The 21,257-nt window shown below is 63.4% G+C and carries 18 protein-coding genes; 4 read left to right on the top strand and 14 right to left on the bottom strand.

All coding sequences use genetic code 11. The features are described 5' to 3' along the window. Window positions 1-14: 14 nt before the first annotated feature. From ACZ1JX_RS12790 to ACZ1JX_RS12760, 7 genes are all read right to left on the bottom strand, one after another. Window positions 15-1,547 carry a carboxylesterase/lipase family protein gene (locus tag ACZ1JX_RS12790; RefSeq protein WP_465123928.1) on the bottom strand — a complete coding sequence of 511 codons (1,533 nt, stop codon included), beginning with the start codon at window positions 1,545-1,547 and terminating at the stop codon, window positions 15-17. 114 nt (window positions 1,548-1,661) lie between these two features. Next, window positions 1,662-2,546 carry a LysR family transcriptional regulator gene (locus tag ACZ1JX_RS12785; protein WP_465126409.1) on the bottom strand — a complete coding sequence of 295 codons (885 nt, stop codon included), beginning with the start codon at window positions 2,544-2,546 and terminating at the stop codon, window positions 1,662-1,664. Window positions 2,547-2,719: 173 nt separating this feature from the next. Continuing rightward, a complete protein-coding gene (locus ACZ1JX_RS12780; RefSeq protein ID WP_465123927.1) occupies window positions 2,720-3,952 on the bottom strand; it encodes an amidohydrolase family protein in 1,233 nt (410 codons plus the stop codon). A 239-nt stretch (window positions 3,953-4,191) separates the two neighbouring features. Then, on the bottom strand, window positions 4,192-5,496 hold the full coding sequence (locus ACZ1JX_RS12775; protein WP_465123926.1) for an MFS transporter: 1,305 nt from the start codon (window positions 5,494-5,496) through the stop codon (window positions 4,192-4,194). Between the two features lie 209 nt (window positions 5,497-5,705). Then, window positions 5,706-6,914, bottom strand: a complete 1,209-nt coding sequence (pcaF, locus tag ACZ1JX_RS12770; RefSeq protein WP_465123925.1) for a 3-oxoadipyl-CoA thiolase — start codon at window positions 6,912-6,914, stop codon at window positions 5,706-5,708. A 33-nt stretch (window positions 6,915-6,947) separates the two neighbouring features. Beyond that, a complete protein-coding gene (locus tag ACZ1JX_RS12765; protein ID WP_465123924.1) occupies window positions 6,948-7,589 on the bottom strand; it encodes a 3-oxoacid CoA-transferase subunit B in 642 nt (213 codons plus the stop codon). Then, window positions 7,586-8,287 carry a 3-oxoacid CoA-transferase subunit A gene (locus tag ACZ1JX_RS12760; RefSeq protein WP_465123923.1) on the bottom strand — a complete coding sequence of 234 codons (702 nt, stop codon included), beginning with the start codon at window positions 8,285-8,287 and terminating at the stop codon, window positions 7,586-7,588. The genes ACZ1JX_RS12765 and ACZ1JX_RS12760 overlap by 4 nt, the downstream gene beginning before the upstream one ends. Before the next feature lie 110 nt (window positions 8,288-8,397). Here ACZ1JX_RS12760 and ACZ1JX_RS12755 point away from each other — a divergent pair, with 110 nt between their 5' ends. Further along, a complete protein-coding gene (locus ACZ1JX_RS12755) occupies window positions 8,398-9,174 on the top strand; it encodes an IclR family transcriptional regulator domain-containing protein (RefSeq protein WP_465123922.1) in 777 nt (258 codons plus the stop codon). Window positions 9,175-9,300: 126 nt separating this feature from the next. On the opposite strand, the gene ACZ1JX_RS12750 is transcribed toward ACZ1JX_RS12755, so the two are convergent. Together ACZ1JX_RS12750 and ACZ1JX_RS12745 are read right to left on the bottom strand one after the other, a co-directional pair. Further along, the gene (locus ACZ1JX_RS12750) at window positions 9,301-10,740 is read right to left on the bottom strand and encodes a wax ester/triacylglycerol synthase family O-acyltransferase (protein WP_465123921.1); all 1,440 of its coding nucleotides are present in this window, start codon (window positions 10,738-10,740) and stop codon (window positions 9,301-9,303) included. 183 nt (window positions 10,741-10,923) lie between these two features. Next, window positions 10,924-11,613 (bottom strand): FCD domain-containing protein, encoded by a 690-nt coding sequence (locus ACZ1JX_RS12745; RefSeq protein WP_465123920.1) that lies wholly within the window; start codon window positions 11,611-11,613, stop codon window positions 10,924-10,926. Between ACZ1JX_RS12745 and ACZ1JX_RS12740 the strand changes: the two genes are divergently transcribed. Next, on the top strand, window positions 11,612-11,878 hold the full coding sequence (locus ACZ1JX_RS12740; protein WP_465123919.1) for an alpha/beta fold hydrolase: 267 nt from the start codon (window positions 11,612-11,614) through the stop codon (window positions 11,876-11,878). The genes ACZ1JX_RS12745 and ACZ1JX_RS12740 overlap by 2 nt on opposite strands. Window positions 11,879-12,191: 313 nt before the next feature. Here the strand turns inward: ACZ1JX_RS12740 and ACZ1JX_RS12735 are convergent, their stop codons facing one another. The 5 genes from ACZ1JX_RS12735 to ACZ1JX_RS12715 are packed head-to-tail and all read right to left on the bottom strand — an operon-like array spanning window position 12,192 to window position 18,053. Continuing rightward, the gene (locus ACZ1JX_RS12735) at window positions 12,192-13,343 is read right to left on the bottom strand and encodes an FAS1-like dehydratase domain-containing protein (RefSeq protein WP_465123918.1); all 1,152 of its coding nucleotides are present in this window, start codon (window positions 13,341-13,343) and stop codon (window positions 12,192-12,194) included. A gap of 39 nt (window positions 13,344-13,382) precedes the next feature. After that, window positions 13,383-14,252, bottom strand: coding sequence for an HTD2 family dehydratase (locus tag ACZ1JX_RS12730; protein ID WP_465123917.1), 870 nt, complete (start codon window positions 14,250-14,252; stop codon window positions 13,383-13,385). Beyond that, window positions 14,249-15,718 carry a thiolase C-terminal domain-containing protein gene (locus tag ACZ1JX_RS12725; RefSeq protein ID WP_465123916.1) on the bottom strand — a complete coding sequence of 490 codons (1,470 nt, stop codon included), beginning with the start codon at window positions 15,716-15,718 and terminating at the stop codon, window positions 14,249-14,251. Before ACZ1JX_RS12725 ends, ACZ1JX_RS12730 begins: the two co-directional genes overlap by 4 nt. Continuing rightward, window positions 15,715-17,280, bottom strand: a complete 1,566-nt coding sequence (locus tag ACZ1JX_RS12720) for a class I adenylate-forming enzyme family protein (protein ID WP_465123915.1) — start codon at window positions 17,278-17,280, stop codon at window positions 15,715-15,717. The genes ACZ1JX_RS12725 and ACZ1JX_RS12720 overlap by 4 nt, the downstream gene beginning before the upstream one ends. A gap of 32 nt (window positions 17,281-17,312) precedes the next feature. Next, the gene (locus tag ACZ1JX_RS12715; RefSeq protein WP_465123914.1) at window positions 17,313-18,053 is read right to left on the bottom strand and encodes a FadR/GntR family transcriptional regulator; all 741 of its coding nucleotides are present in this window, start codon (window positions 18,051-18,053) and stop codon (window positions 17,313-17,315) included. 115 nt (window positions 18,054-18,168) lie between these two features. On the opposite strand from ACZ1JX_RS12715, the gene ACZ1JX_RS12710 reads away from it, so the two are divergent. Continuing rightward, the gene (locus ACZ1JX_RS12710; RefSeq protein ID WP_465123913.1) at window positions 18,169-19,398 is read left to right on the top strand and encodes a CaiB/BaiF CoA transferase family protein; all 1,230 of its coding nucleotides are present in this window, start codon (window positions 18,169-18,171) and stop codon (window positions 19,396-19,398) included. Between the two features lie 35 nt (window positions 19,399-19,433). Then, window positions 19,434-21,254 (top strand): flavin-containing monooxygenase, encoded by a 1,821-nt coding sequence (locus ACZ1JX_RS12705; RefSeq protein WP_465123912.1) that lies wholly within the window; start codon window positions 19,434-19,436, stop codon window positions 21,252-21,254. The last annotated feature ends 3 nt before the right edge of the window (window positions 21,255-21,257 follow it).

The following is a 21,257-nucleotide window of genomic DNA, read 5'->3' as shown; positions in this document are numbered from 1 at the left end:
TCGGGCGAACGCGATCAGGCCCTACGCCTGGTGAATGCCTCCTCGAAGAGCTGCAGGGCCGCCCGGTTGGGCAGCGGTGCGATCTTCGGCTTTGCCGAGAGCAGGAGCGCTTGATTCTGCCCGTCCAGTTCAGGCCATGGCATGCCATCGACGTCGCCGGGCTCCCCATCGGTCGCAAACCTAACAAAGGCATCGGCGAGCAGCGCGTGGACCCGGCGGTCGGCATCGCTCCAGTCGAAGCGCGCAGCCTCGAAATTGCCGAAAGCGTACCAGATATCGGCTCCATGGTAGGTCCCGTAACCCTGCGGGGGCACGGGTTCGTGGAAGTGCTCTTCCTGCGGAAGCGGCGGTGCCTGATCGAGCATGAAGAGCCAGGAGGTCGCGCGCCGTTGCGGCTGACCGGCCCGATTGCCTGACATCGCTCTGGCTATACGCCAGGGTTGATAGGCAAAGGCGATGTCCCGGCGCAACCGGTAGCTTTGCTCCCACGCTTCGGCATCACTTGTGGCGGGGTAGAGCTCGCGGAATGCTTGGCTGCCCTCGCCGAAGGTAGCGGCAAAGGCGGCCAGCCCTTCTATGGTCGCCCATTGCGGAGAGGGGTAGGGCGCGGAGTCGTTGGCGTTGAAGCCTGCCAGCACCGGCACGACGTGATGCGCACCGGACGAGAACTGCTGCTGCGGCTGGCCGGTCGAGACCAGCCCGTCTTCGACGATGTTCCACATGGCGTGGGCCTGCATGATCTGTGCAGCTGGCAGGCTTCGCATGTCCTCCAACGTGGGCGCGCCAAGGTTGGCCATCAGTTCGAGGCCTTCAGCTTCGGCATCACCGAGCGGCTTGAGGCGCCCCATGGGACCTCCGGCCATCCGCCCCCCGCTGACCACGATGGCCCGGTGGAAAAGACCTTGTGCCAGCGGAGAGGCCAGAAGCACGTTGGCATGCGCAGCGCCGGCGGACTGACCGTAAAGCGTGACCCGATGCGGGTCACCACCGAAGGCCGCGATGTTGTCGCGAACCCAGCGTAACGCCGCGAGCAGGTCGAGCGAGGCGTAGTTGCCCGAACTGCCGCTCTCGGCGGTGAGTGCGGGATGTGCCAGGTAGCCGAGCGCGCCGACGCGGTAGTTTGCTGCGACCACGATCGCGCCCCGAGCGGCAAGACGCTCGCCCCACGTCGAGGGATGCGACGCCGAGCCGACGCGGTGGCCTCCGCCATAGATCCAGAAGATCACTGGCAGCGGCGCGCTGCCCCCGGCGGCAATGCCATCGGGTGCCCAGACGTTGAGGTAGAGACAATCCTCGTCCATGCCGGACTCTGGCGGTGTGCCGAACGAGAACTGGCTCATCAGATGATCGCGGGCGGGCGGCGTTTGAACCGGTGCCGGCGCAAAGCGCGTGGCTGAAAGTTCCCCGCTCCATGGCTCTACCGGTGCGGGCGCACGCCAGCGCCGCGTGCCTACGGGCGGCGCGGCAAAGGGTATGCCCAGAAAGCGCCACCCGCCGAGCGGAGACCGCTCACCGCGGACCGGACCGCAGGCCAATTCAACTCTCAAGATCATACCCCCCGATGCATTTTGACGGAATGATCGTCACGGTTCAGGTCGGGAAGTCCAATCGCAAGATGTGGACGCCTGTTCCGCCCTTTTCATAGCACAGGCTCCGGACGATCACTCGACCCGGTAAGGGGGCGCGCTTGCTACCTCGCGGCAGATGGTGATCAGCCGTTCTGCAAGCGTCGATGGCCGTATCGCCGAACGCCGCATGAAGCCGATCATGCGCTTGCCGCTGCTTTTGAGCGGTACCGTGGTCAAGGCAGGACCGAAGCCCAGCGCTGCCGTGCGGGAAACGAGAGTGACGCGGTTGGTTGTCTGGACGATCGAAATCACCAGCGAAAGGCTGCTCGTGGTGATGCAGTCCTTGGGCAGCGGCAGGTTGGAGACATCGAAGAAGGAACGCACGAAGTTGCCGCCAGCCTCGGGTAGAACCCAGGGCCGGTCGATAACGTCCTCGATCGCCAGTTCGTCGCCATGGTCAAATCTGCCGCCCGGGCCATAGGCGATACTGAAGGGATCGTTGAACAGCGCTTCCTGCTCGATGCCCTTGGGGAGCGAGAGCTTGCCTTCGACCGGGCAGATGATCAGGTCATAGTGGCTCGCTTCCAGCCGCGCCAGAAGCTCAGGTGCCGAGGCCGTCTCGACGTGGAGTTGCATGCCCGTGGCATTCTGGTGAAGCTGCTCGAGGACGTCAGGCAGAAACTTCGGGATGACCCCAGTGGTCACGCCCAGGGTCAGCGGCCCTTGCATCTCTCGCGCCGCCAATCGCACCTCTTCCGTGGTGCGATTGAGCATGTCGACGAGACCGTCAGCGTTCCGCAGCAAAATCTCGCCCGCCGCGTTGAGAACCGCCCCGGTTCTGTGCCGATCGAAAACCTTTACGCCCAGCCTGTCCTCGAGCACCGCCACGCTGCGCGACAGCGCCGGCTGCGAGAGACCTATGTCGCGCGATGCCTGCGCGAAGGACTTGGCCCTTGCGATTGCCCGCACGTGAAGCAGGTGGCGCGGATCAATGTTTGTTTTCAGCTCGGAGATAGCAGTACCCCTTGCTCATCCGGTTATTTAGAACGGTGAAGCCATCCTAGACCGCACGTACGATTTTGCCATCATGTTTCAGGCAAATCAGCGGCACCGTCCAGCAAGGTGCCGCTGACATGGAACCGGTCAAGACTTCATGGATGCTTGTGAAATCGTCCGTCCTTCATGACGGCCCGGATCTTGTCCTTGTTCTGTAGGATGGTGACGTCCTGCGTCACGTCGCCTTCGACCAGGAGCAGATCGGCGAGGTATCCCGGTTTGATCAGGCCGAGTTCGCTGCCCATGCTCATGATCTGTCCGCCCAGCCCGGTTGCGGCATGGAGCGTCTCCAGTGGCGGAATTCCCAGGAAATCGACGAAGAGTTCCAGATCCTTGGCGTTTCGTCCGATCGGGGTATGCGGAAATCCGTAGTCGCCTCCGGGCAGATAGCGCACGCCCAGATCGCGGATCTTCGGAGCGAGTTCGCGCACCGATTCCATCGTCTCGGTCTGCTGCTTGATCTTCTCCGGGGTGCCAGACTTCCAGTAGGCGTTCACGCTGAACCAGTTCACGCCGATGCCCGGGGCCACGAAGATCCGGTCCTTGTTTGCGCCCAGCGCCTGAAGCGCTTCGTCGTCGAGGACGGTGCAATGATACAGGACGTCGAAGCCGTGGCGCAGCGCCATCTTGACGGAGTCGGGCGAGTGGCTGTGGGCATTGAGCCGCAGCCCGTGCTTGCGGGCCTCATCCGCTGCGGCTTCGACTTCCTCGTCGTAGAACTGGATGATCATCGACGTGCCAAGGACGACGGCGGATTCGCCGGATAGCAGCATCTTGATCGTATCGACCCCGATGTCGGCCATCTCCTTCACGAAGTCCCGCATCCCGGCCGGGTCGGACTCCCGACCAGCGATACCGGCATAGGTCCTGACGCTTCCGGGCTTTGCCACCACGCTTGCAGCTTCGGCTGCGCGCTCGAACGAGCATGCGCGGATCCGGGGGCCGACCTGACGACCGGCGGCAATCTCGTCACGCAGGGCAACCTCGGCCCGGGCATTGATGGCACCGCCGGAATAGGCGCTGGTATATCCGTAATCGAGCATGACGCGCGCGGCCATGGCAGTGCGGAGCAGGCGCAACTCCTGAGAATGCGGTCCCAGCGGGAGTTCGCATTCGACCGTGGAGCCAAATCCGAGATGGCTGTGGGATTCGATGAGGCCCGGCATAAGCGTGGTGCCGCTGGCATCGACGCGCACCGCGTGTTCTGGCAAGCTTTCGGGGCGTCCCCGGCAGACATCGACGATGCGGTTGCCGTTCACGATCACCGAACCATTGAAACAAGCCTGGCCGGTGCCGTCGAATATTGAAGCATTCTCGAAAACAAGCATTGTCTGAACCATTTCCTGCCTTGTCACGCAAGTTGCTCGACGCTCGCGGCTCATCGCGACCGATCTGACAACTGGTGCACCCTCGCTCTGTTTTTGGAGTGCCTGCTTTGGCAGGTCCAATGCTCAAACAGCGGGACGCTATAACCGGAACTCACGTACCCGGGCTGTGAAGTGGCGCAGCAGAACACTCCGGTTGCCAGTGCTGATGGAAACCGGGCGCGTTCATGCTGGCGAGACGTTCAGGCGGTTTGCAATGCCCCGGCGCGCGCTTGCGGCCTGGCTATCAGCATCGCCGAAACACCAGCGAGCAGCGCACCGACCAGTGCGCATGGCACCGTGGTGTAAAGGAATGCCAGCCTGAGCCCCTCGGCATAACCCATGGTCTGGCCGAAGTGATCCGACAGCTTGCCCATCACGACGGGGGCGAGCCCGCCGCCGACCAGGCTTGAGAGGCCGACAGTCAGAGACGAGCTGAGACCGCGCATGCGAGGTGGCACCAGGTCCGTCGACAAGGTCATGGCTGGTGCAACCCGCGCGAACACCATGAGGCTGGTGATGCCGAAACCGATAAAGAAGTTGCTCCTGTCCGGACGCCACAGCATCACGACAAGGCCGATCGCGCACAGAACGGCAACGATGCCCGAGAACGCTGCAATCAGGCGATCATCCTGCCTTGCCTTGATCAGGGCGGCGCAGATCCAGCCGCCGCCAAGAATGCCGGCAACCGTCAGAACGCCGCTGGCCCCAGTGACCAGGCCAGCCTCGGTGACGGAGAACTTCAGCACCCGGACGCAATAGGCATTCAGCCAGATCACGAAAATCGTCGTCGTGCAGGTGATCAGCGTATGCGAAAGGACGTGGAAGACAAACCCGCGGTTCCGGGCAAGCGTCTTGAGACTTTCGCCCAGAGAGGGTGTTGCGCGGTTCTGGGTCGGGTCGTCGAAACGCCCTCGCTGGGGTTCCTTGAGCACCGGTATCAGGAGCGCGGCCAGAATGAGACCTCCGGCACCAAGCGCGACCATCGCGTATCGCCATCCGAAATTGTCGGCGATGATGGCCACCAGCGGCACACCGATGATCGGCGAGACGCCTGCGCCCAGCTGGAAGATGCTGACGGCCTGATGGCGGCGTTCCTTGGGGAAAGTGTCGGCGATCATGGAAAGAGATGCGGGCAAAGCACCCGCTTCGGCAGAGCCGAGCGCCGCCCGGAAGAGGCCCATGCCGAGCACGGAAGTGGCGAGCGAGGCGAGCCCTGTGACCGCAGACCACGCCGCCAGCGTTGCAATCACCAGCGTCCGCCGGATTCCGGTGTCGATCAGCCTGGCGAAAGGGATGCCGAATGCCACATAGCAGACCACGAAGGCGAGGCCCGAAAGCAGTCCCATTTCCGTGTCGGTTGCGCCAAGATCGGCCTTGATCGGTTCGAGCAGGACGGTGAACGCGTATCGGTCCATGCTGGCGAAGAAGTGCACCAGAAAGAGCGCCGCCAGAGTATTTCTGGCCGTACGGTCAAGTCTGGACGCAGGCATTGCGATACCGTTCATTGGTTCTCCCCCGGCAGGCTGGTTGTTGCCGATAGCCAGTTCGCGATCATCACGTGAAGGCCCTGGCTTTTCAGTGATTTTCACTAAGAACCGTGTGCATCATAATGCAATCGCCGCGCGGCCGCGAAGCGATAGTAATTTGTTCGAACCCTATGCAGGAATTCGCTGGCTCTCTTGAAGCTTCGCGTCGCTCGTTCGGATACCGCTCCTTACAGCCGTTCGACCGCAAGGCTCAGTCCCATCCCGACGCCAACGCAGAGCGTCACAAGCCCCCGCTTGCCGCCGGTAACCTCAAGCTGGTGGACCAGTGTCATGGCGAGCCGCGAGCCTGACATGCCCAACGGGTGACCCAAGGCAATTGCCCCGCCATTGGGATTGACCTGCGGCGCATCGTCCTCGAGCCCGAACGTGCGCAGGAAGGAGAGCGTCTGGCTGGCAAAGGCCTCGTTCAGTTCGATGGCGTCGAAGTCAGCGATTGTCATGCCCAGACGCTGCAACAGTTTGCGCGTAGCAGGAGCGGGGCCAAATCCCATCAGGCGCGGTTCGACGCCCGCCGAGGCCATGCCGAGAATGCGCGCGCGCGGTACGAGGCCATTTTCCCTGATCGACTGCTCGCCTGCGATCACCAGTGCGGCCGCACCATCGTTGATCCCGGATGCATTGCCTGCAGTGACGGTCCCGTCAGGGGCGAACAGCGGCTTCAGTCTGGCGAGGTCTGCGCTTGTCGTGTCCGACCTCGGATGTTCGTCCGTATCGAAGGTGATAGTTTCGCCACGCCGCTTGCCGGGCACCATGACCGGGACGATCTCTTCAGCGAAGAAGCCGCTGGTCTGGGCAGCGTGGGCGCGTTGCTGGCTGCGCAATGCAAAGCTGTCCTGGTCGGCGCGGCTGATCTGCAGGTGCGCAGCAAGGTTTTCGGCCGTGCGCGGCATCGGGTCGGTGCCGTAAGCCGCATCGAGGGCGGGGTTGACGAAGCGCCATCCCATTGTCGTGTCCTCGATCTTCTGGTTCCGGTCGAACGGCGCCACCGCCTTGCCCAGAACGAAGGGCGCACGCGTCATGCTCTCGACGCCGCCGGCAAGGGCGAGGCCGATCTCGCCCGTCCGGATCGCCCGGGCGGCAGCACCGACCGCCTCCAGACCTGACGCGCAAAGCCGGTTGAGGGTGACGCCTGGTACGGTGTGGGGCAGGCCCGCGAGCAGCAGGCTCATCCGCGCAACGTTGCGATTGTCTTCGCCAGACTGGTTGGCGCACCCCAGAAACACTTCCTCCACTTGAGCAGGGTCGAGCGAAGGGTTGCGTTCTAGCAGAGCCCGCAAGGGGATTGCGCCGAGATCGTCTGCCCTGACCCCGGCAAGGCCGCCGCCATAGCGGCCTATCGGGGTGCGGATGGCGTCGCAGATGAATGCGTCTGTCATGGCTTAGTCTTGTCCTCCTCGGGGTGCCAGCGCTCAGCGGGCGTCGACAAGATCGATGCCGACGCGCGTGCGCAGTTCCTCGATCGTGAGGTCGGCGATCAGTTCCGTCACATGGGCCTGGCCATCGCGCAGTTCGAAGATGCCGTGATCGGTATAGACCCGTGAAACGCAGGCCAGGCCGGTCAGCGGATAGGTGCAGCGCTCGACGAGCTTGCTGTCTCCGCTCCTGGTGAACAGCTCCATCATCACGAACGTCTGTCGTGCGCCCACGGCGAGGTCCATAGCCCCGCCGACTGCCGGGATCGCTCCTGCTTCTCCGGTATGCCAGTTGGCAAGATCGCCATTGCAGGCAACCTGGAAGGCACCCAGCACGCAGATGTCTATGTGGCCGCCACGCATCATCGCGAAGCTGTCGGCATGGTGGAAGTAGCAGCCACCCGAGAGCAGCGTGACGGGCTGCTTACCGGCGTTGATGAGATCCGGATCTTCCTCGCCGGGAGCGGGAGACGGCCCCATGCCGAGCACTCCGTTCTCGCTGTGCAGGAAAATCTCGCGATCGGCAGGCAGGAAGTCCGCGACGCGGGTCGGCAGACCGATGCCGAGGTTGACGTACGCGCCTTCCGGGATGTCCTGCGCCACGCGGCGGGCGATACCGGCCCGATCCAGAGGGGTCATTGGGCACCTCGATGCATGTTGGCATTCACGCCGGCATCCGGCGTTGCGACGATTCGGTTCACGAAGATGCCCGGAGTGACCACGGTCTCAGGGTCAAGCGAACCCAGGGGCACGACTTCGGTGACTTGCGCGATTGTGCACTTTGCAGCCATCGCCATTATCGGCCCGAAGTTGCGCGCGGTCTTGCGATAGACAAGATTGCCCCAGCGATCACCCTGGCTCGCCTTGATCAGGGCGAAATCGGCTCTGATCGGCATCTCGAGGACGTAGTCCTTGCCATCGATCTTTCGGACTTCCTTGCCTTCTGCCAGTGGCGTGCCGAACCCGGTGGGCGTGAAGATGGCACCAAGACCCGAACCGGCCGCGTGAATGCGCGCGGCGAGGTTGCCTTGAGGTACGAGTTCGAGTTCGATCGCGCCCGCACGCCAGGCGGCATCGAAATGGTGGGAATCCGGCTGACGCGGAAACGAGCAGACCATCTTCCGGACACGCCCGGCCTTGATCAGCGCGGCAACCCCGGTTTCGCCATTTCCGGCGTTGTTGCTGATGATCGTCAGGCCCTTCACGTCCCGACGAAGCAGCCCTTCGACCAGTTCGTCGGGCATGCCGGCGTTGCCGAACCCTCCGATCATTATCGTCGCGCCGTCCCCGATGGGAGCGACCGCCTCGTCGATGGAACGAACCGATTTGTCGATCACAGGCATCTCCACTCTTCCGGGTGCTGCGTTTCCGTCAGGGCGGACTTGAGTCAATCGATAATCGCATGTATTGTTCGATTATCGAACGAAATTCCGTAAAGGGTCAGCCCGTGGATGCGAGCCAGCTTGCCGACTATTCCGGCGATCCCGACTTCATGATGTCGCTAGCCCGGGGCCTGCTCGTGCTTCGCCTCCTTGCCGGCCTGGAGCACCCGATCTCTCTTGCGGATGTCAGTCGCCGCAGCGGGTTGAGCCGTGCCGCGGCGCGGCGCTGCCTCTACACCCTATGCCGGCTCGGCTATGCGAGGCAGGGCGCTGTCGGCTACGAGGTTTGCCACGATGTGCTGGCGCTGGGCCGGGGATTGATGAATCCCAACTCGCTGGCAGTGCGGGCGCAACCCTTGCTGGATGCTTTGCGCGATGAACTGGGTGAGTCCTGCTCGATCGGAGTGATGGACGGCGATCACGTACGATACGTCGCCCGATCCGAAACTTCGCGTATCATGTCGATCAACCTGAGGATTGGCAGCCGTTTGCCGCTCTATGCGACATCCATGGGGCGGGTGCTACTGGCTGGGTGCACGTTGGCGGATCGCCAAGCCTATCTCAATCGGATCGTCCCAACAGCCTTCACACCCAACACGGTCGTCGACAAGGCCCAGTTGGCCACGGTCCTTGCGCAGGTCGAGCGTCAGCGGTTCGCGATCGTTGATGAAGAGCTTGAAGTTGGTCTGCGATCAGTGTCGGTGCCTATAGTCGGTCCGAGCGGCGTGACATCGGCAGTCAACGTCGGCACGTCCAGCGCGCGGATGAGCGTTGACAAACTGCGAACCCATATCGTGCCGGTTCTGCAGCAGGCGGCACGAGAGTTTTCGTTGTTCGCGTGACAAGCCGTTGCCACCGACCGAACTCCTTGGGTAGAGCACGCCATGAGGGGCTGATGGCATCAGGAGACCATCGACATGAACATCGGCACCCCTGCATGGCCATTCGTGAGCCAAAGTGGATGCGGTTCAAGCTGACCTCGAAGCCCTTGCCGCTTTGAGATCAGCAAAGCTGCGGCGGATGCAGTCCATATAGAACTCTATGTCGGGTAGGATTTCGCGACAGGACGTGACCGCTACAGTGGACTCGAAATCGAATCCCGTGATCGAGTGTATCACACCGCATCCTTCCAGAAGCGGGCCGAATGCATAGGTGGTAACCGCCTTCCCGCCAGCGAAGAAGTGGCCACCCTTCGGCGGCGGAGCATTGGAGACGATCACGTTCGCGGGTGAGGGCATCGCAATGTTCAATTTGTTGGGAAGTGTCGCGGCAATCTTCGCCATCTGTGATCGAACGAAGTAAGGCTGCAGGCCCAGAAGGTCCTCGACGAAGCTGTTCCCGAGGTCCTTTGCCATGCCCTTGGCTGCGGCCGAGCTTTGAGCGATAACCTCCAGGCGTTCGATCGGATCCGCGATGTCAGTCGCCAGAGTCACGCGCATGCCTGAAATGAAGTTGCCGCCATCCAGAGGGTGTCCCTCGCGGACGCTGATCGGGCACATCGACATCAGTGGCTTTTCAGGAAGATCGTTGTGAGCGAGAAGATAATGGCGCAATCCGCCGGCAACGATCGCAAGCCAAAGGTCGTTCACCTTGGGCTTGCCAAGGGCCTCGCGCAGGTCGCGCAGTTCGTCCATCGGGATTGCGACAAAGTCACAAACCCGATTGGCCGTAACTTTCGCGGACAGACGAGTTGCCGGTGCCAGCATTGCATTGGCAGGAACAGATTCCTCTTCTTGCTCCGTCGGGGATGTCATGCTGCGGCCCAACGTATTCGATACGATCTGACCTACGCTGTTCATGCCCTTGATGGTTGCAATCCATTGGCCCAGCCCAGCCTGCAGCGGCAAGGTCAGCCAGTCTGTCTCCCCGTCACTTGTCGTTACCTGACTCTCGCGTGGAGCTTGATTGACCTCCTGATCGGGATGGTCCTGCATGAACTCCCACAGGATTGCACCGACCGAACCGCCATCGAACACGGAATGGTGGAACTTGGTGAGGATTGCGTAGGCTCCGGGCGCAATTCCGGGCTCGTCGTCAAGTCCCTCGATGACGTAGAGTTCCCAAGGGGGGCGCGCCATGTCAACCGATGTGCTGATCAGGCGCGACACCAGATCTTTCAACTGTGCCAGATTGCCCGGCTTCGACAGGGCCACCTTGCGGACGTGAAACGCAAGATCGAAGTCCTGATCTTCAACGAGCGAAGGCTCGGCAAGTCCTGTACGTGACTTCACCAGCTTCCGGCGCAGGAGGGGCACGCGATGAAGCCGCTGCGCGATGTAATCCATGATCCGGGCAGGAGGCAGCGCGTTGGCGCCTCCCGATGCACGATCGATGACAAACACCCCGCCGAGCGTCATTGGCGTCTGCGGCGTTTCCATATCCAGCCAAAGCGTGTCGGTCGCCGACATTCTGGGCATAGCTGTTTCCTCAGTCTTGTAATCTGCTTGTCATGGCAGTTCCCTCGGAACTGATCGAAGGACAGCACCGATGAAGTCGGTAGGGACGGAGAACCCGCTAATGCCTGCGGGGCGTACCGGACCGAGCAAATCAGAAGCTCCGCGACGTCTCCATGAAGGCTGTGATGGCTAGTTTCATGCTTCGACGGAAACGGCGCGAGCCCGCGCCTTTCGCCCAGACCTGCTTGCGACTTCGGGAGTGTCGGCAGGTAAGCTCTGCAAGACGATTTCGGTTGTGCTCTGGATGTGTTCTGCAATCAGACCTGTGGCCGCAACCTCATCCCTGTCCAGAACTGCATCCATCAGTACTCGGTGGTCATCCTGCGTGCGCTGATGCTCGTTTCTTCGGCTCATCACGGCAAGTGCCTGATAGCGGAGGGCTTGGTCAAACAAGACGCCGCGGAAGTAGAGCAGCCATGGAGAGCCGCAAGCGGAGACGAGAGCGTCGTGGAACTGGCGATGCTTCTCGCCAAAATCCGCCAGGATCTCGGGTGTCGGTGCGGTGGAGATCCGACCGGCGCGCGAAAGCAGGTGGAAGCTCGACACGATGCCTGCCTCCCACTTATCGTCGCCATTGCGGATCGACTCCACAATCGCTCTTGCCTCAAATTCGATCCGCCACTGGGTAATGTCGATGAGATCTGAGGCCGAGACTGGCGCCACGAAGAAGCCCCGCCCTGCTTCGGTTCGCACCAGGCCATCGGACACGAGGTGTGAGAGTGCCTCTCGCAACGTTCCCACTCCGGCGCCGTATGTCTTCCGCAGGGCATCGAACCGAAGCCTGTCAAACGGCTTGAGCTGGCACGTCACGATATCGTTGCGCATGCGCAATGTCTTTGGGGGAATTGCCCCTGGCGTGTGGGAAGAGAACATGCTGACCGACGACGATCTGCGCAGCGTTTCCCGACCGACGATGGTTGTGGCCTGCGTGGGCCACCCGGACATCTTTCTGAAGAATGCCATGGAATACAAGGCGTTGATTCCAGGTGTCGAGTGGCGCGAACTGCATTATGCCTCGCACTGGCCGCAGTGGGAGGAGGCTGATGCATTGAACCGGATAAGCATCGAGTTCTTTACAGGCGCATCTTAAGCGGTTTGGAAGGATTTGAGCCAGTATCTGGCGGGACCATGAGAGGGAAGGAAGCTGTCAGTCTAAAAAGACGAGATCTTCTCTGCCCACCTAGAGGCCCCAGGAGCGACCAGACGTCAGCATTGGAGTGACTGCGACTCGGCAAGGGCTGCCGAGTGTGGTTGCCTGAAGGTCTGTCTGTCGACGAGGCGTCGTTCCTGGGCGCGTTGGCGGTGTACCGGGGCGGACTTCTGTAGCGCCTTCATCTGCCTGCAGCCAAAGCTAGCTGACAGGGCATCTCGCTCCAACCGATGGGTTTGGTTTGACGGTGCACTCAGGTCCAGTTTGCCAGCGAGGGTAGATGTACTGTCGCAGCGCCCTTCGCCGTCGTTTCGCCGAGTTGGTTGTCGACCCAGAGTTCAAGATCGACGCAGTGCGCTCCGTCCTCGATGCGCTTGTCGACCACGCGGCCGCGGCACCACGAAACGTCGCCGAAGATATTTGGGCGACGGACCGAGACGTTGAGGCGATGGAGGAAGCCGTCGTCGCCCATCCAGTTGGTCATGAGCTGGCCAAGCCAGGAAATGCGCTGCGGGCCAACGTCGTAGCCGCCGGGCATGCCGACTTCGCGCGCCATCTTGCTTTCGGCATGACCGCGCGCGGCGCTGTCCTGCGCGCCGGTCTCGGGATTGACGAAGGCATCGGCGGGGTGGCGCTTGCGGTGCATCGTGGCGCGGCGGTGGGCCTGGTAGCTGTGACCGCCGCCGGAGTACCAGCAGATCATGTCGGTAATGTTGAGCGGGCCTTTGAGCATCGGCTGGACCATGTCGCCCACTGTCACGTCTTCCCAGAAGCGGGGCGTGGACCCACGCAATTCCTCGGTCTCGATGGCGTGGGCGATATGTTCCAGCTCTTCGGGCGAATACCGGTGCGTTTCGCGCGGGGCGTACTTGAGGCCGCCTTCGGCCTTGGCGCGGGCAGTGCGTGCGGTGCTGCCCATGGCTCGGCAGACGAGTTCGCCGTGCTGGTTGGTGTAGAGCGTCTCGCCGGTCTGGAGGATGAACTTGCGGGCGTTGCCGCCTTCCTTCTCGACCGCATCGAGCAGCCGTGCGCGCACGGTGAAGCTGTCGCGGTGGCGGATCGGGCGATACCACTCCCAATCGGTGCCGCCATAGAGCCACTGGATGCCGCGCAGCTTGGGTGCGACCACGGTGGTGTCGATGGTATAGAGGAAGCACCCGGGGGCGAGCGCTCCGCCTGCGCGCGTACGTGCGGCATAGGCCGGATCGCAGAACAGCGGGTTTTCGTCGCCGATACCCCAGCAGAAATGGCGCACCGCATCGGGCGAAGCTTCGGTGTTCCACTGCTGGCCGGTCCGGCGCAGATCGACACCGATCAGGCTGCGCGCCTCTTCGAGCGCACCTTCCCAGAGGGCTGGCGTCTGCGACGCAGGGATAGGGGCGGGGGAAGCGGATGGTTCCGTCATGTCAGGAATGTCCCTGGATCTGGATTTGGCAGGAGAGCACTACCATGCGCTCGCTTCAAGGCAGGGGCGACCGAGGGCGTCCTCGACCAGCATTGCCCAGCCACCGTCCTGCTCGGCCACCGACAGCGTCAGTTCGGTGCCGCAGAACATCGGCGCGAGATTGCGGCAGGTGAGGTGGTCCGGCTCACGTCCAACGGCCGTGCGCAGCATTTCGAGCAGGAACATCGATGGCAAGGAGCCATTGACCAGCAGGGCCGGATACTTTTCAACGTCCTGCGCATAGGGCAGGTCATAGTGAATGCGGTGCGGGTTGTCGGTGATCGCCGAGTACCGGAACAGCAGCGGCTCTGTCGGTAGCAATTGCCGTTTTGCCATGGCCATGGGCAGGCCGGTCGGCTGTCCGTGAAGCGGCGACGGCTCCGCGCCTTCGGCTCCGGTATCGTCGGCTTCCGGACGCAGCACGTAGCTGGTGGTTTCGACCAGTGCGGGCGTTGCGCTGCCTTCGACGAACAGGCTGTGCTCGATGTCGATCAGAGCGAAGGGCCCGGAGCGCCCGTTTTTCTGCGCGACCTTGGCGAGGCGCGTGTCGCGACGGACATTGGCGCCGATCGGAATGTCGCCGAGAAATCGGATATTGCGCCCTCCCATCATCAGTCGCGGCAGGCCGAGATCGGGCAGGACGACGCCAAGCGCTCCGGCACCGTCGGGACGCAGATCGGCCTGCCGGGTGGGCACGTTGAACATGATCACATGCCACCCGCGCGGCAGGGGCTGGCCCTCGTCGATGGTCAATGGATCACGGTCGAGCAGGGCGGCGAGCCTGCGGACGAGCGAGAGGGCGCAGCGGTCATGCGCGACCTGCACTTCGCTTGCGGTGTCGGGTTCTCCAGTTGTCATGGTCTGGCTCATGGCACCAGTTCCCCGTCCTTGACCGTGACGGCCTGTCCCACCCATTCCTCCGTCTCGAAGCGCTCGACCAGTGCCGGATCATGGCTGCAGGCAAAGGCCCGAGCCCCCTGCGGCGTATCGACCAGTGCGACCGCGCGCGGCTGTTCGCCCCGCCCATGGAGCACGGTTGCACCCGCCACCGTTGCGGTTCCGCTGTAGCTCTCGAGCACCTCGACCGTCCGTTGCGTTGCAGCCGCTTCGGCCGTGCAATTCACGTTGGCATAAGGCCGCGTGCCGGGATCGCAGGACCACATGGCGAAGGCCTGCTTGGTCATGATGCCCGAGATGCAGGAGAGGAGCGCGGTATGGCCTTGCCTTGCGCGCAAGAGTTCGACGGCGCGGGCCGTCGCCTGCAGGAAGTAGTTGTTATAGGGGCCCCCTGCGTAGGGCATCCCACCGGTAATGGTCAGATCGGTCTTGCCGGTCAGCCCTGCCGCCTGGGCGAAGGCTTCGACGGCGACCGGAAAGCAGCTGTATAGTTCGACAAGATCGACATCGGCGGGGCCGAGGCCTGAGGCGGTGTAGACAGCCTCGGCGGCAAGGCGCGCGCCGGTCACTTCGGTCAGATCCGCGCGTTCGGATACGGCGACCATGTGGTTGGCTTCGGCACTGGCGAGCGGGAAAATGCGGCGGTCCTGCGGGATGCCGAGCTCGTCGGCCCTGGCGAGCGAGCACAGCAGCAGCGCGGCGCTCTGGTCGACGTTCCAGCTGGAGCAGTGGGCTCGGGTATAGGGGAAGGCCTGCATCGGATTGCGTGGGGCCTCGTCGCGGATATCGGCAAGATCGCGAACGCGGCGGTCCCATGCGTGGGGGTTGGCCGAGGCAATCTCGCTGAAGCGCTTGAGGCGGGCCGCAAGCGCGTCGCGGTGATCGTCAATCGTGATGCCCGACTTGGCCCGCAGCGCGCTGTCGATGATCGCGTAGAGGCCTACGGGCATGGCGAAGCCGACTGCACGCTCGGCCGGGTGGCGCAGTTCGGCAGCGGGTTCGAGCATGATGTCCGGAGCGTCATCCTGCTGTCTCTCGCCCGCGCGCGCGCCGGAGATCTTTGCCCGCAGGATGCGGTATCCGGCATCGGCGCCTGTGATGATGGCGCTGGCAATCTCGCCATGCGCGATCCGCGAGCAGGCATTGGCCACCAGCGTCTGTTGCAGGACGCCGACCGTCGACAGGAGGCTCTGGGCGCTTTTGGCTCCGACCGCATCGGCGATCGCTCGGCCGGGATTGGCGTAGGTCCACCGACCACGCGGAACCGAGACCAGTTCCACATCGGCGAGCAGGGCAGGCGCGCCACAGTCCTCACCGGCGGAGCGGACGGCCTCGATCATCAGGTCGAGCGGTTCGAGTGCCTGTGTCCAGTCTTCCTCGCGGCACTGGACAACGCCGATGCCGACAAGGACGGGGGTACGGGGATCGAGCGGGGTCATGCGGCAACTCCGGGGCCAAGCGCCGCGGCCCGTTCGCGCAGATCGGCTTTCTGGATCTTGCCGTTGGCGTTGCGGGGGAGGGGATCGGTGAAGATGTGGACGACGCCGGGCACCTTGTAATCGGAGACCCGCTCGGCGCACCATGCGCGGACCTCATGTTCATCCATCGTGCTGTCCTCGATGCACAGGAAGGCGACAACTATCTCGCCGAGGATCGGATCGGGTCGCCCGACAACGGCTGCCTCGACCACGCCGGAAAGGCCGGTGAGGACGCTTTCGAGTTCTGCCGGGTAGATCTTGAAGCCGCCGCGGATGATCATGTCCTTCTTGCGGTCGGCAATGCGGACGTAGCCGTCCTTGTCGACGCTGCCGATGTCGCCGGACTTCCAGAAGCCGCCCACGAAGGCGGTCCGGGTAGCAGCTTCATTGCGCCAGTAACCGGGGACGACCATTGGCCCTGCGATCCAAAGCTCCCCCGTTTCGCCCGGAGCAACTTCGCACCCAACATCGTCCATCACGCGGACTTCGCCGCAGCGAACCACCTTGCCGATGCTGTCGAGGCGACCCGCGCAATCGCCCGGCGGCATGATCGTGGTGGGCGAGGTAGTCTCGGTCGCGCCGTAGCAATTGCACATGGCAAGGCCGGGGAAGGCCTCGGCAAAGCGGGCGGCGGTTGGTTCGGGCATGGGAGCGCCGCCGTAGGCCGCGATGCGCCATGCGCTCAGCGGGAAGTCGGCAAGGTCGGGCTCAAGCAGGCACAGGCCATACATGGCAGGGACCATCAGGGCGTGTGTGATCCGCTCGCGTGCTGCCAGTTCGAGCGCCTCACGCCGCTTGAAATCACGCAGCAGGACCACCGTTGCACCTGCGTGCAGGAACGGCATGGCCACGCCGCACAAGCCGCTGACATGCGCCCAGGGCACGCAAAGCATGGTCACGTCATCTGGACCGATGCCGAAGGCTTCGATCCAGTGCAGGTTGGAATGGATCACGTTGAAGTGGGTCAGCATCGCCCCTTTGGGACGGCCCGTGGTGCCCGACGTGTAGAGGATCGCGAAGATATCCTCCTCATCGATGCCACTTGCCGGACGGGCAAGAGGCGTGCCCTTGAGAGCTGCAGCCCAGTCTGCCGATCCCGTCTCAACCCGCTGCGGGCCGCGTGTGGGCAATTCCGCGCGAAACTGGGCCGCATGGATAATGAGGTCGGCAGCAGCATCCTGCAGGATGTAGGCAATTTCCGGCTCCCGCGAGCGGGTGCTGACGGGGACGACGATGGCACCGATCCAGGCGATGGCCAGAACGGCGCGCAGGGCATCGGCTTCGTTGCCGACCATCACGGCGACCCGGTCCCCATGCGAAATGCCGCGCCGTGAGAGCTCGCCAGCGAGTGAGCGGACGTCGGCGTCAAGCTGACCGTAGGAAATGCGCGCATCGCCATCGACCAGCGCGGTCGCGTCCGCACGGGCGGAGAACACCTGCGCAAGATGCGCGGGGATGCTCGCCGGACGCTCGGCGTAGCATTCCGTGACCCGCCCCCAGTGCAGTTCCCGTCTCGTTTCCAACTCCCGGTATCCTCTTCTTCTACTTCTTCACGTCAATGTCCGTCAGGCTTGATGCCCGCTGCCGCGACAGCCGCTTCGAGGAACGTGGCATAGGCCTGCACGTCACGCTCGACCCTGCGCCTTGCCGCTTCGGCATCGCCCGCTTCGATTGCCTCAAGGATGCGCTCGTGCGCGCGGACCACGCGCTGGCGGATTTCGGACGAAGCGAAGTTCTCGATGGCCGAGGCCTGGAACATCAGGCCGGAAACCGAGCGGCTGAGCGTGCAGAGCAGTTCGTTGTCGCTCGCCAGAGCCAGCGCATCGTGCCACTTCACGTTTTCCTGCAGGAACGAGGGCACGTCGTTTGCCGCTGCGGCTTCGAGGCGCGCGGAGATTGCGCGAAGGGCTGCAAGGTCTTCGTCGGTCCGGTTCTGCGCGGCGAGCTGGGCGACCATCGGCTCAAGTGCGAGCCTGACGCCCACCAACGAGCGCAAAGAGACGCTGCGGCCCTTGGCATAGAGCGCGATGTGGCTGGCCAGCAGGGCATCGCTCGGCTGGGCAACGGTCGAGCCGCCGTATCGGCCCGAGCGGGTCTCGACGAGGCCTTGCGCTTCAAGGATGCGCAGCGCTTCGCGCACCGAGCCGCGGCTGAGCCCGGTCGTCTCGACAAGTTCGCGCTCGGTCGGCAGGGCCGCGCCCAGCGGATACTCGTCGCTGAGGATGCCTTCCTTCAGGCGCTCGGCCAGCAGGTCGCTGGATTTGAGAACTTTGATCCTGCCGAGCGCGTCCAGCATCTGCCTTCCCGATCCACTTCCCCAACGTGCATTTCCGTGTTGTCTTCCGTGGTGATATGGGCAATAAGGCAACAAGTCAATTGTTGGACCATTTAATTTCCCAACCAATGAAAGGGTGAGGCAGATCGAACCGCAGCAGTCCGATGATGGAGCATTTCTCCCTCTGGCCGGTCGGCGCGTGCTGGATCTCACCAAGATCCTGGCCGGGCCGCTATGCACGCAGGTGCTGGCCGATCTGGGTGCGGACGTGATCAAGGTCGAGCCGATGGGTGGTGACGATACGCGCCATTGGCCTCCGTTCCGCGAGGGCACCGGTACGATCTTCCTTTCGGTCAATCGCAACAAGAAGAGCATCGCGGTCGATCTCAAAGCGCCGCGCGGGCTCGATCTCGTCCGCCGGCTTTGTGCGCAGGCAGACGTTGTGGTCGAAAGCTTCGGGCCTGGCGTGGCGGACAGGCTGGGCGTTGGCTGGGAGGCGATGCGCGCGATCAATCCGCGCATCGTCTATGCCAGTATTTCGGGTTTCGGCACGCAGGGTCCGATGCGCGAGGGCAAGGGTTACGACCTGATCGCGCAGGCCTTCTGCGGGATGCTGCCGATCACCGGCCATCCCGACGGCGGCATGGCGCGCAGCCCGTTCTCGCCGGTCGACCAGACCACCGGCCTCAATGCCGTCATCGGCATCCTCGCGGCGCTGCTTCAGGTGCAGGCGAGTGGCAAGGGCGTGAAGCTGGAGGCTTCGCTGTTCGATTCGGCGGTCGGCTTGCTGGGCTACATGTTGCAGGGCTTCTGGCAAACCGGAGTGGAGCCGCAGCGGCGCGGATCGGCGCACGATTCGCTTTGCCCTTACGAAGCCTTCGACACGGCCGATGCGCCGATCATCCTGGGCATTGCCAACGACGCCTTGTGGCGCAGCTTCTGCGCGCTGACCGGCAATCCCGCCTGGGCCGAGGACGAGCGCTTCGCCACGGGCGCAGCCCGGGTGGCGCATCGGCATGAGGTTGTCGGGATGGTCGGCAAGCTGTTGCTGACGCGCAACCGGGCCGATTGGCTGGCGCTTTGCGAAGCGAGCGGCATTCCTGCATCGCCCGTGCACAACTTCGGCGAGCTTAGTGCCCACCCGCAGACCGCCGCCTCAGGCATGGTCCACGAGGCTGAAGGCGGCATGCGCTCGGTGGCGACCGCGATCCGTGCCGATGGCGCGCGCCTGCCGTTGCGCTCGCTTCCGCCTCGTCTGGGTGAGCATGGTCCCGCCGTACTTGCCAGTCTGGGGCTGATCGAAGCGGACATCAAATCCCTGATCGCCGACGGGGTCGTGCTCGACCCTGTGAACAGATCGCGTTGAAGCCGAACAATAAGACCAAGAATCCGGAGAGTGCCATGACCAAGACCCTCGATCCCGTGGCCGATTTCGAAGCGCTGCGGCAGAAGTATCTGGAAGAGCGCGACAAGCGCATCCACGAGAAGGGCGTCGAGCAGTATCGCGAAGTCGATCACCCGTTCTTCGGGGACATCTACGATCCCTACGCCGAAGCGCCGGTCACCCGCGATCCGATCAGCGAGGACGTGGAAATGGTCATCGTCGGCGGCGGCTTCTCCGGACTGCTGATGGCGGTGAGCATGCACCGCGAAGGGATCGACGATTATCGCGTGATCGAGAAGGGCAGCGACATCGGCGGGACCTGGTACTGGAACCGCTATCCCGGCTGCCGGTGCGACGTCGACGCTTACAACTACCTTCCGCTGATAGAGGACTACGGCGAGATGCCGTCCGAGCGGTACATTGCCGCCCCCGAAATTCTCGAGCATGCGCGGCGCATCGCGCGCAACGCCGGCATCTATGACCGTGCCTATCTGCAGACCGGGGTGACCGGTGCGGACTGGGACGAGGAACGCCAGCGCTGGATCGTCACCACCGATCGGGGCGATGAAATCCGTGGCCGCTTCATCTGCATGGCGAGCGGCATACTCAGCAGGCCCAAGCTTCCCGGCATTCACGGGATCGAGAGTTTCAAGGGCCATGTATTCCATACTGCGCGATGGGACTACGGCTATACCGGCGGCAGCAATGCCGGAGGACTCACCGGGCTGGCTGACAAGCGCGTGGCGATCATCGGCACGGGCGCGAGTGCGGTGCAGGCGATCCCGCACCTCGGCGCTTCGGCAGGTCACCTCTATGTCGTGCAGCGCACGCCTGCGGCGGTGGACGCGCGCGAGAACGCGCCGACCGATCCCGACTGGTGGAACAGCCAGCAGCCCGGCTGGTGGGAGCGGCGTGCGCTCAACTTCGAGGGCTTCGTCAATTCGATCCCGCAGAACGAAGACCTGATCGGCGATGGCTGGACCCGCAACTGGGCTCGCATGACTGACGCGATGTTTTCGGCGCAGAGCGAGGGCCCCGAGGAAATGGCCCGTCGCCGCCAGATTGCCGACTTCGAGAAGATGAACGAGATGCGCGCGCGCATCGACAGCATCGTCAAGGACCCGAAGACTGCCGAAGCACTGAAGCCGTGGTACAACTGGATGTGCAAGCGGCCGCTGTTCGTCGATGGCTACTTCGAGACCTTCAACCGCCCCAACGTGACGCTGATCGACACGCTCGGTCGCAGCCTTGATCGCATCACCGAGAAGGGGATCGTCTTCGACGGCGTCGAATATGAGGTCGATTGCATCATCTTCGCCTCGGGTTTCGAGGTCGCTTCGCCCCCTGATCGCACTGCGGGTTTTGACATGCACGGCCGAGGCGGCGTGACGCTGAGCGAGAACTGGAAGGACGGGCGGCACACGCTGCACGGCATGTTCACCCGCAACTTCCCGAACATGGGTGTCATCAGCGGTCTCAAACAGGCGGGGATCACCTGGAACATCACGTTCATGAACCGCCGTCAGGCCGAGCACTATGCCGCCATCGTCCGGCGTTGCAAGGAAGCGGATGTGACAACCTTCGAGGTGACCAGCGAGGCCGAGGCGCGCTGGCTCGACGTGCTGCGGAGCAAGGCCGTGGAGGACACCACGTTCCTGCGCGAATGCACCCCCGGCTACTACAACAACGAGGGGCACAACGAGCGGGATTCGATCTGGCTCAGCAACTATGGCGGTGGCCCGTTCGAGTACATGCAAGTGCTCAAGGACTGGCTGGCCTCGGGGCTTGAACCCGACATGGAACTGCGCCGCGAGAACGCCGAGGCCTTGCCCTCCTGATCC

It is taken from the genome of Novosphingobium sp. BL-A-41-Hi4A-0G (genome assembly GCF_055521735.1).
This window is presented reverse-complemented; position numbering and strand designations above follow the sequence as displayed.

Bases quoted from the DNA above. Each gene is read 5' to 3' on its own strand.
- pcaF (WP_465123925.1), bottom strand. From the start codon at position 6,914: ATGACAGACGCATTCATCTGCGACGCCATCCGCACCCCGATAGGCCGC.
- ACZ1JX_RS12750 (WP_465123921.1), bottom strand. From the start codon at position 10,740: ATGTCGGCGACCGACACGCTTTGGCTGGATATGGAAACGCCGCAGACG.
- ACZ1JX_RS12775 (WP_465123926.1), bottom strand. From the start codon at position 5,496: ATGAACGGTATCGCAATGCCTGCGTCCAGACTTGACCGTACGGCCAGA.
- ACZ1JX_RS12725 (WP_465123916.1), bottom strand. From the start codon at position 15,718: ATGACCCCGCTCGATCCCCGTACCCCCGTCCTTGTCGGCATCGGCGTT.
- ACZ1JX_RS12730 (WP_465123917.1), bottom strand. From the start codon at position 14,252: ATGAGCCAGACCATGACAACTGGAGAACCCGACACCGCAAGCGAAGTG.
- ACZ1JX_RS12735 (WP_465123918.1), bottom strand. From the start codon at position 13,343: ATGACGGAACCATCCGCTTCCCCCGCCCCTATCCCTGCGTCGCAGACG.
- ACZ1JX_RS12705 (WP_465123912.1), top strand. From the start codon at position 19,434: ATGACCAAGACCCTCGATCCCGTGGCCGATTTCGAAGCGCTGCGGCAG.
- ACZ1JX_RS12745 (WP_465123920.1), bottom strand. From the start codon at position 11,613: ATGCGCAACGATATCGTGACGTGCCAGCTCAAGCCGTTTGACAGGCTT.
- ACZ1JX_RS12740 (WP_465123919.1), top strand. From the start codon at position 11,612: ATGCGCAATGTCTTTGGGGGAATTGCCCCTGGCGTGTGGGAAGAGAAC.
- ACZ1JX_RS12765 (WP_465123924.1), bottom strand. From the start codon at position 7,589: ATGACCCCTCTGGATCGGGCCGGTATCGCCCGCCGCGTGGCGCAGGAC.
- ACZ1JX_RS12780 (WP_465123927.1), bottom strand. From the start codon at position 3,952: ATGCTTGTTTTCGAGAATGCTTCAATATTCGACGGCACCGGCCAGGCT.
- ACZ1JX_RS12715 (WP_465123914.1), bottom strand. From the start codon at position 18,053: ATGCTGGACGCGCTCGGCAGGATCAAAGTTCTCAAATCCAGCGACCTG.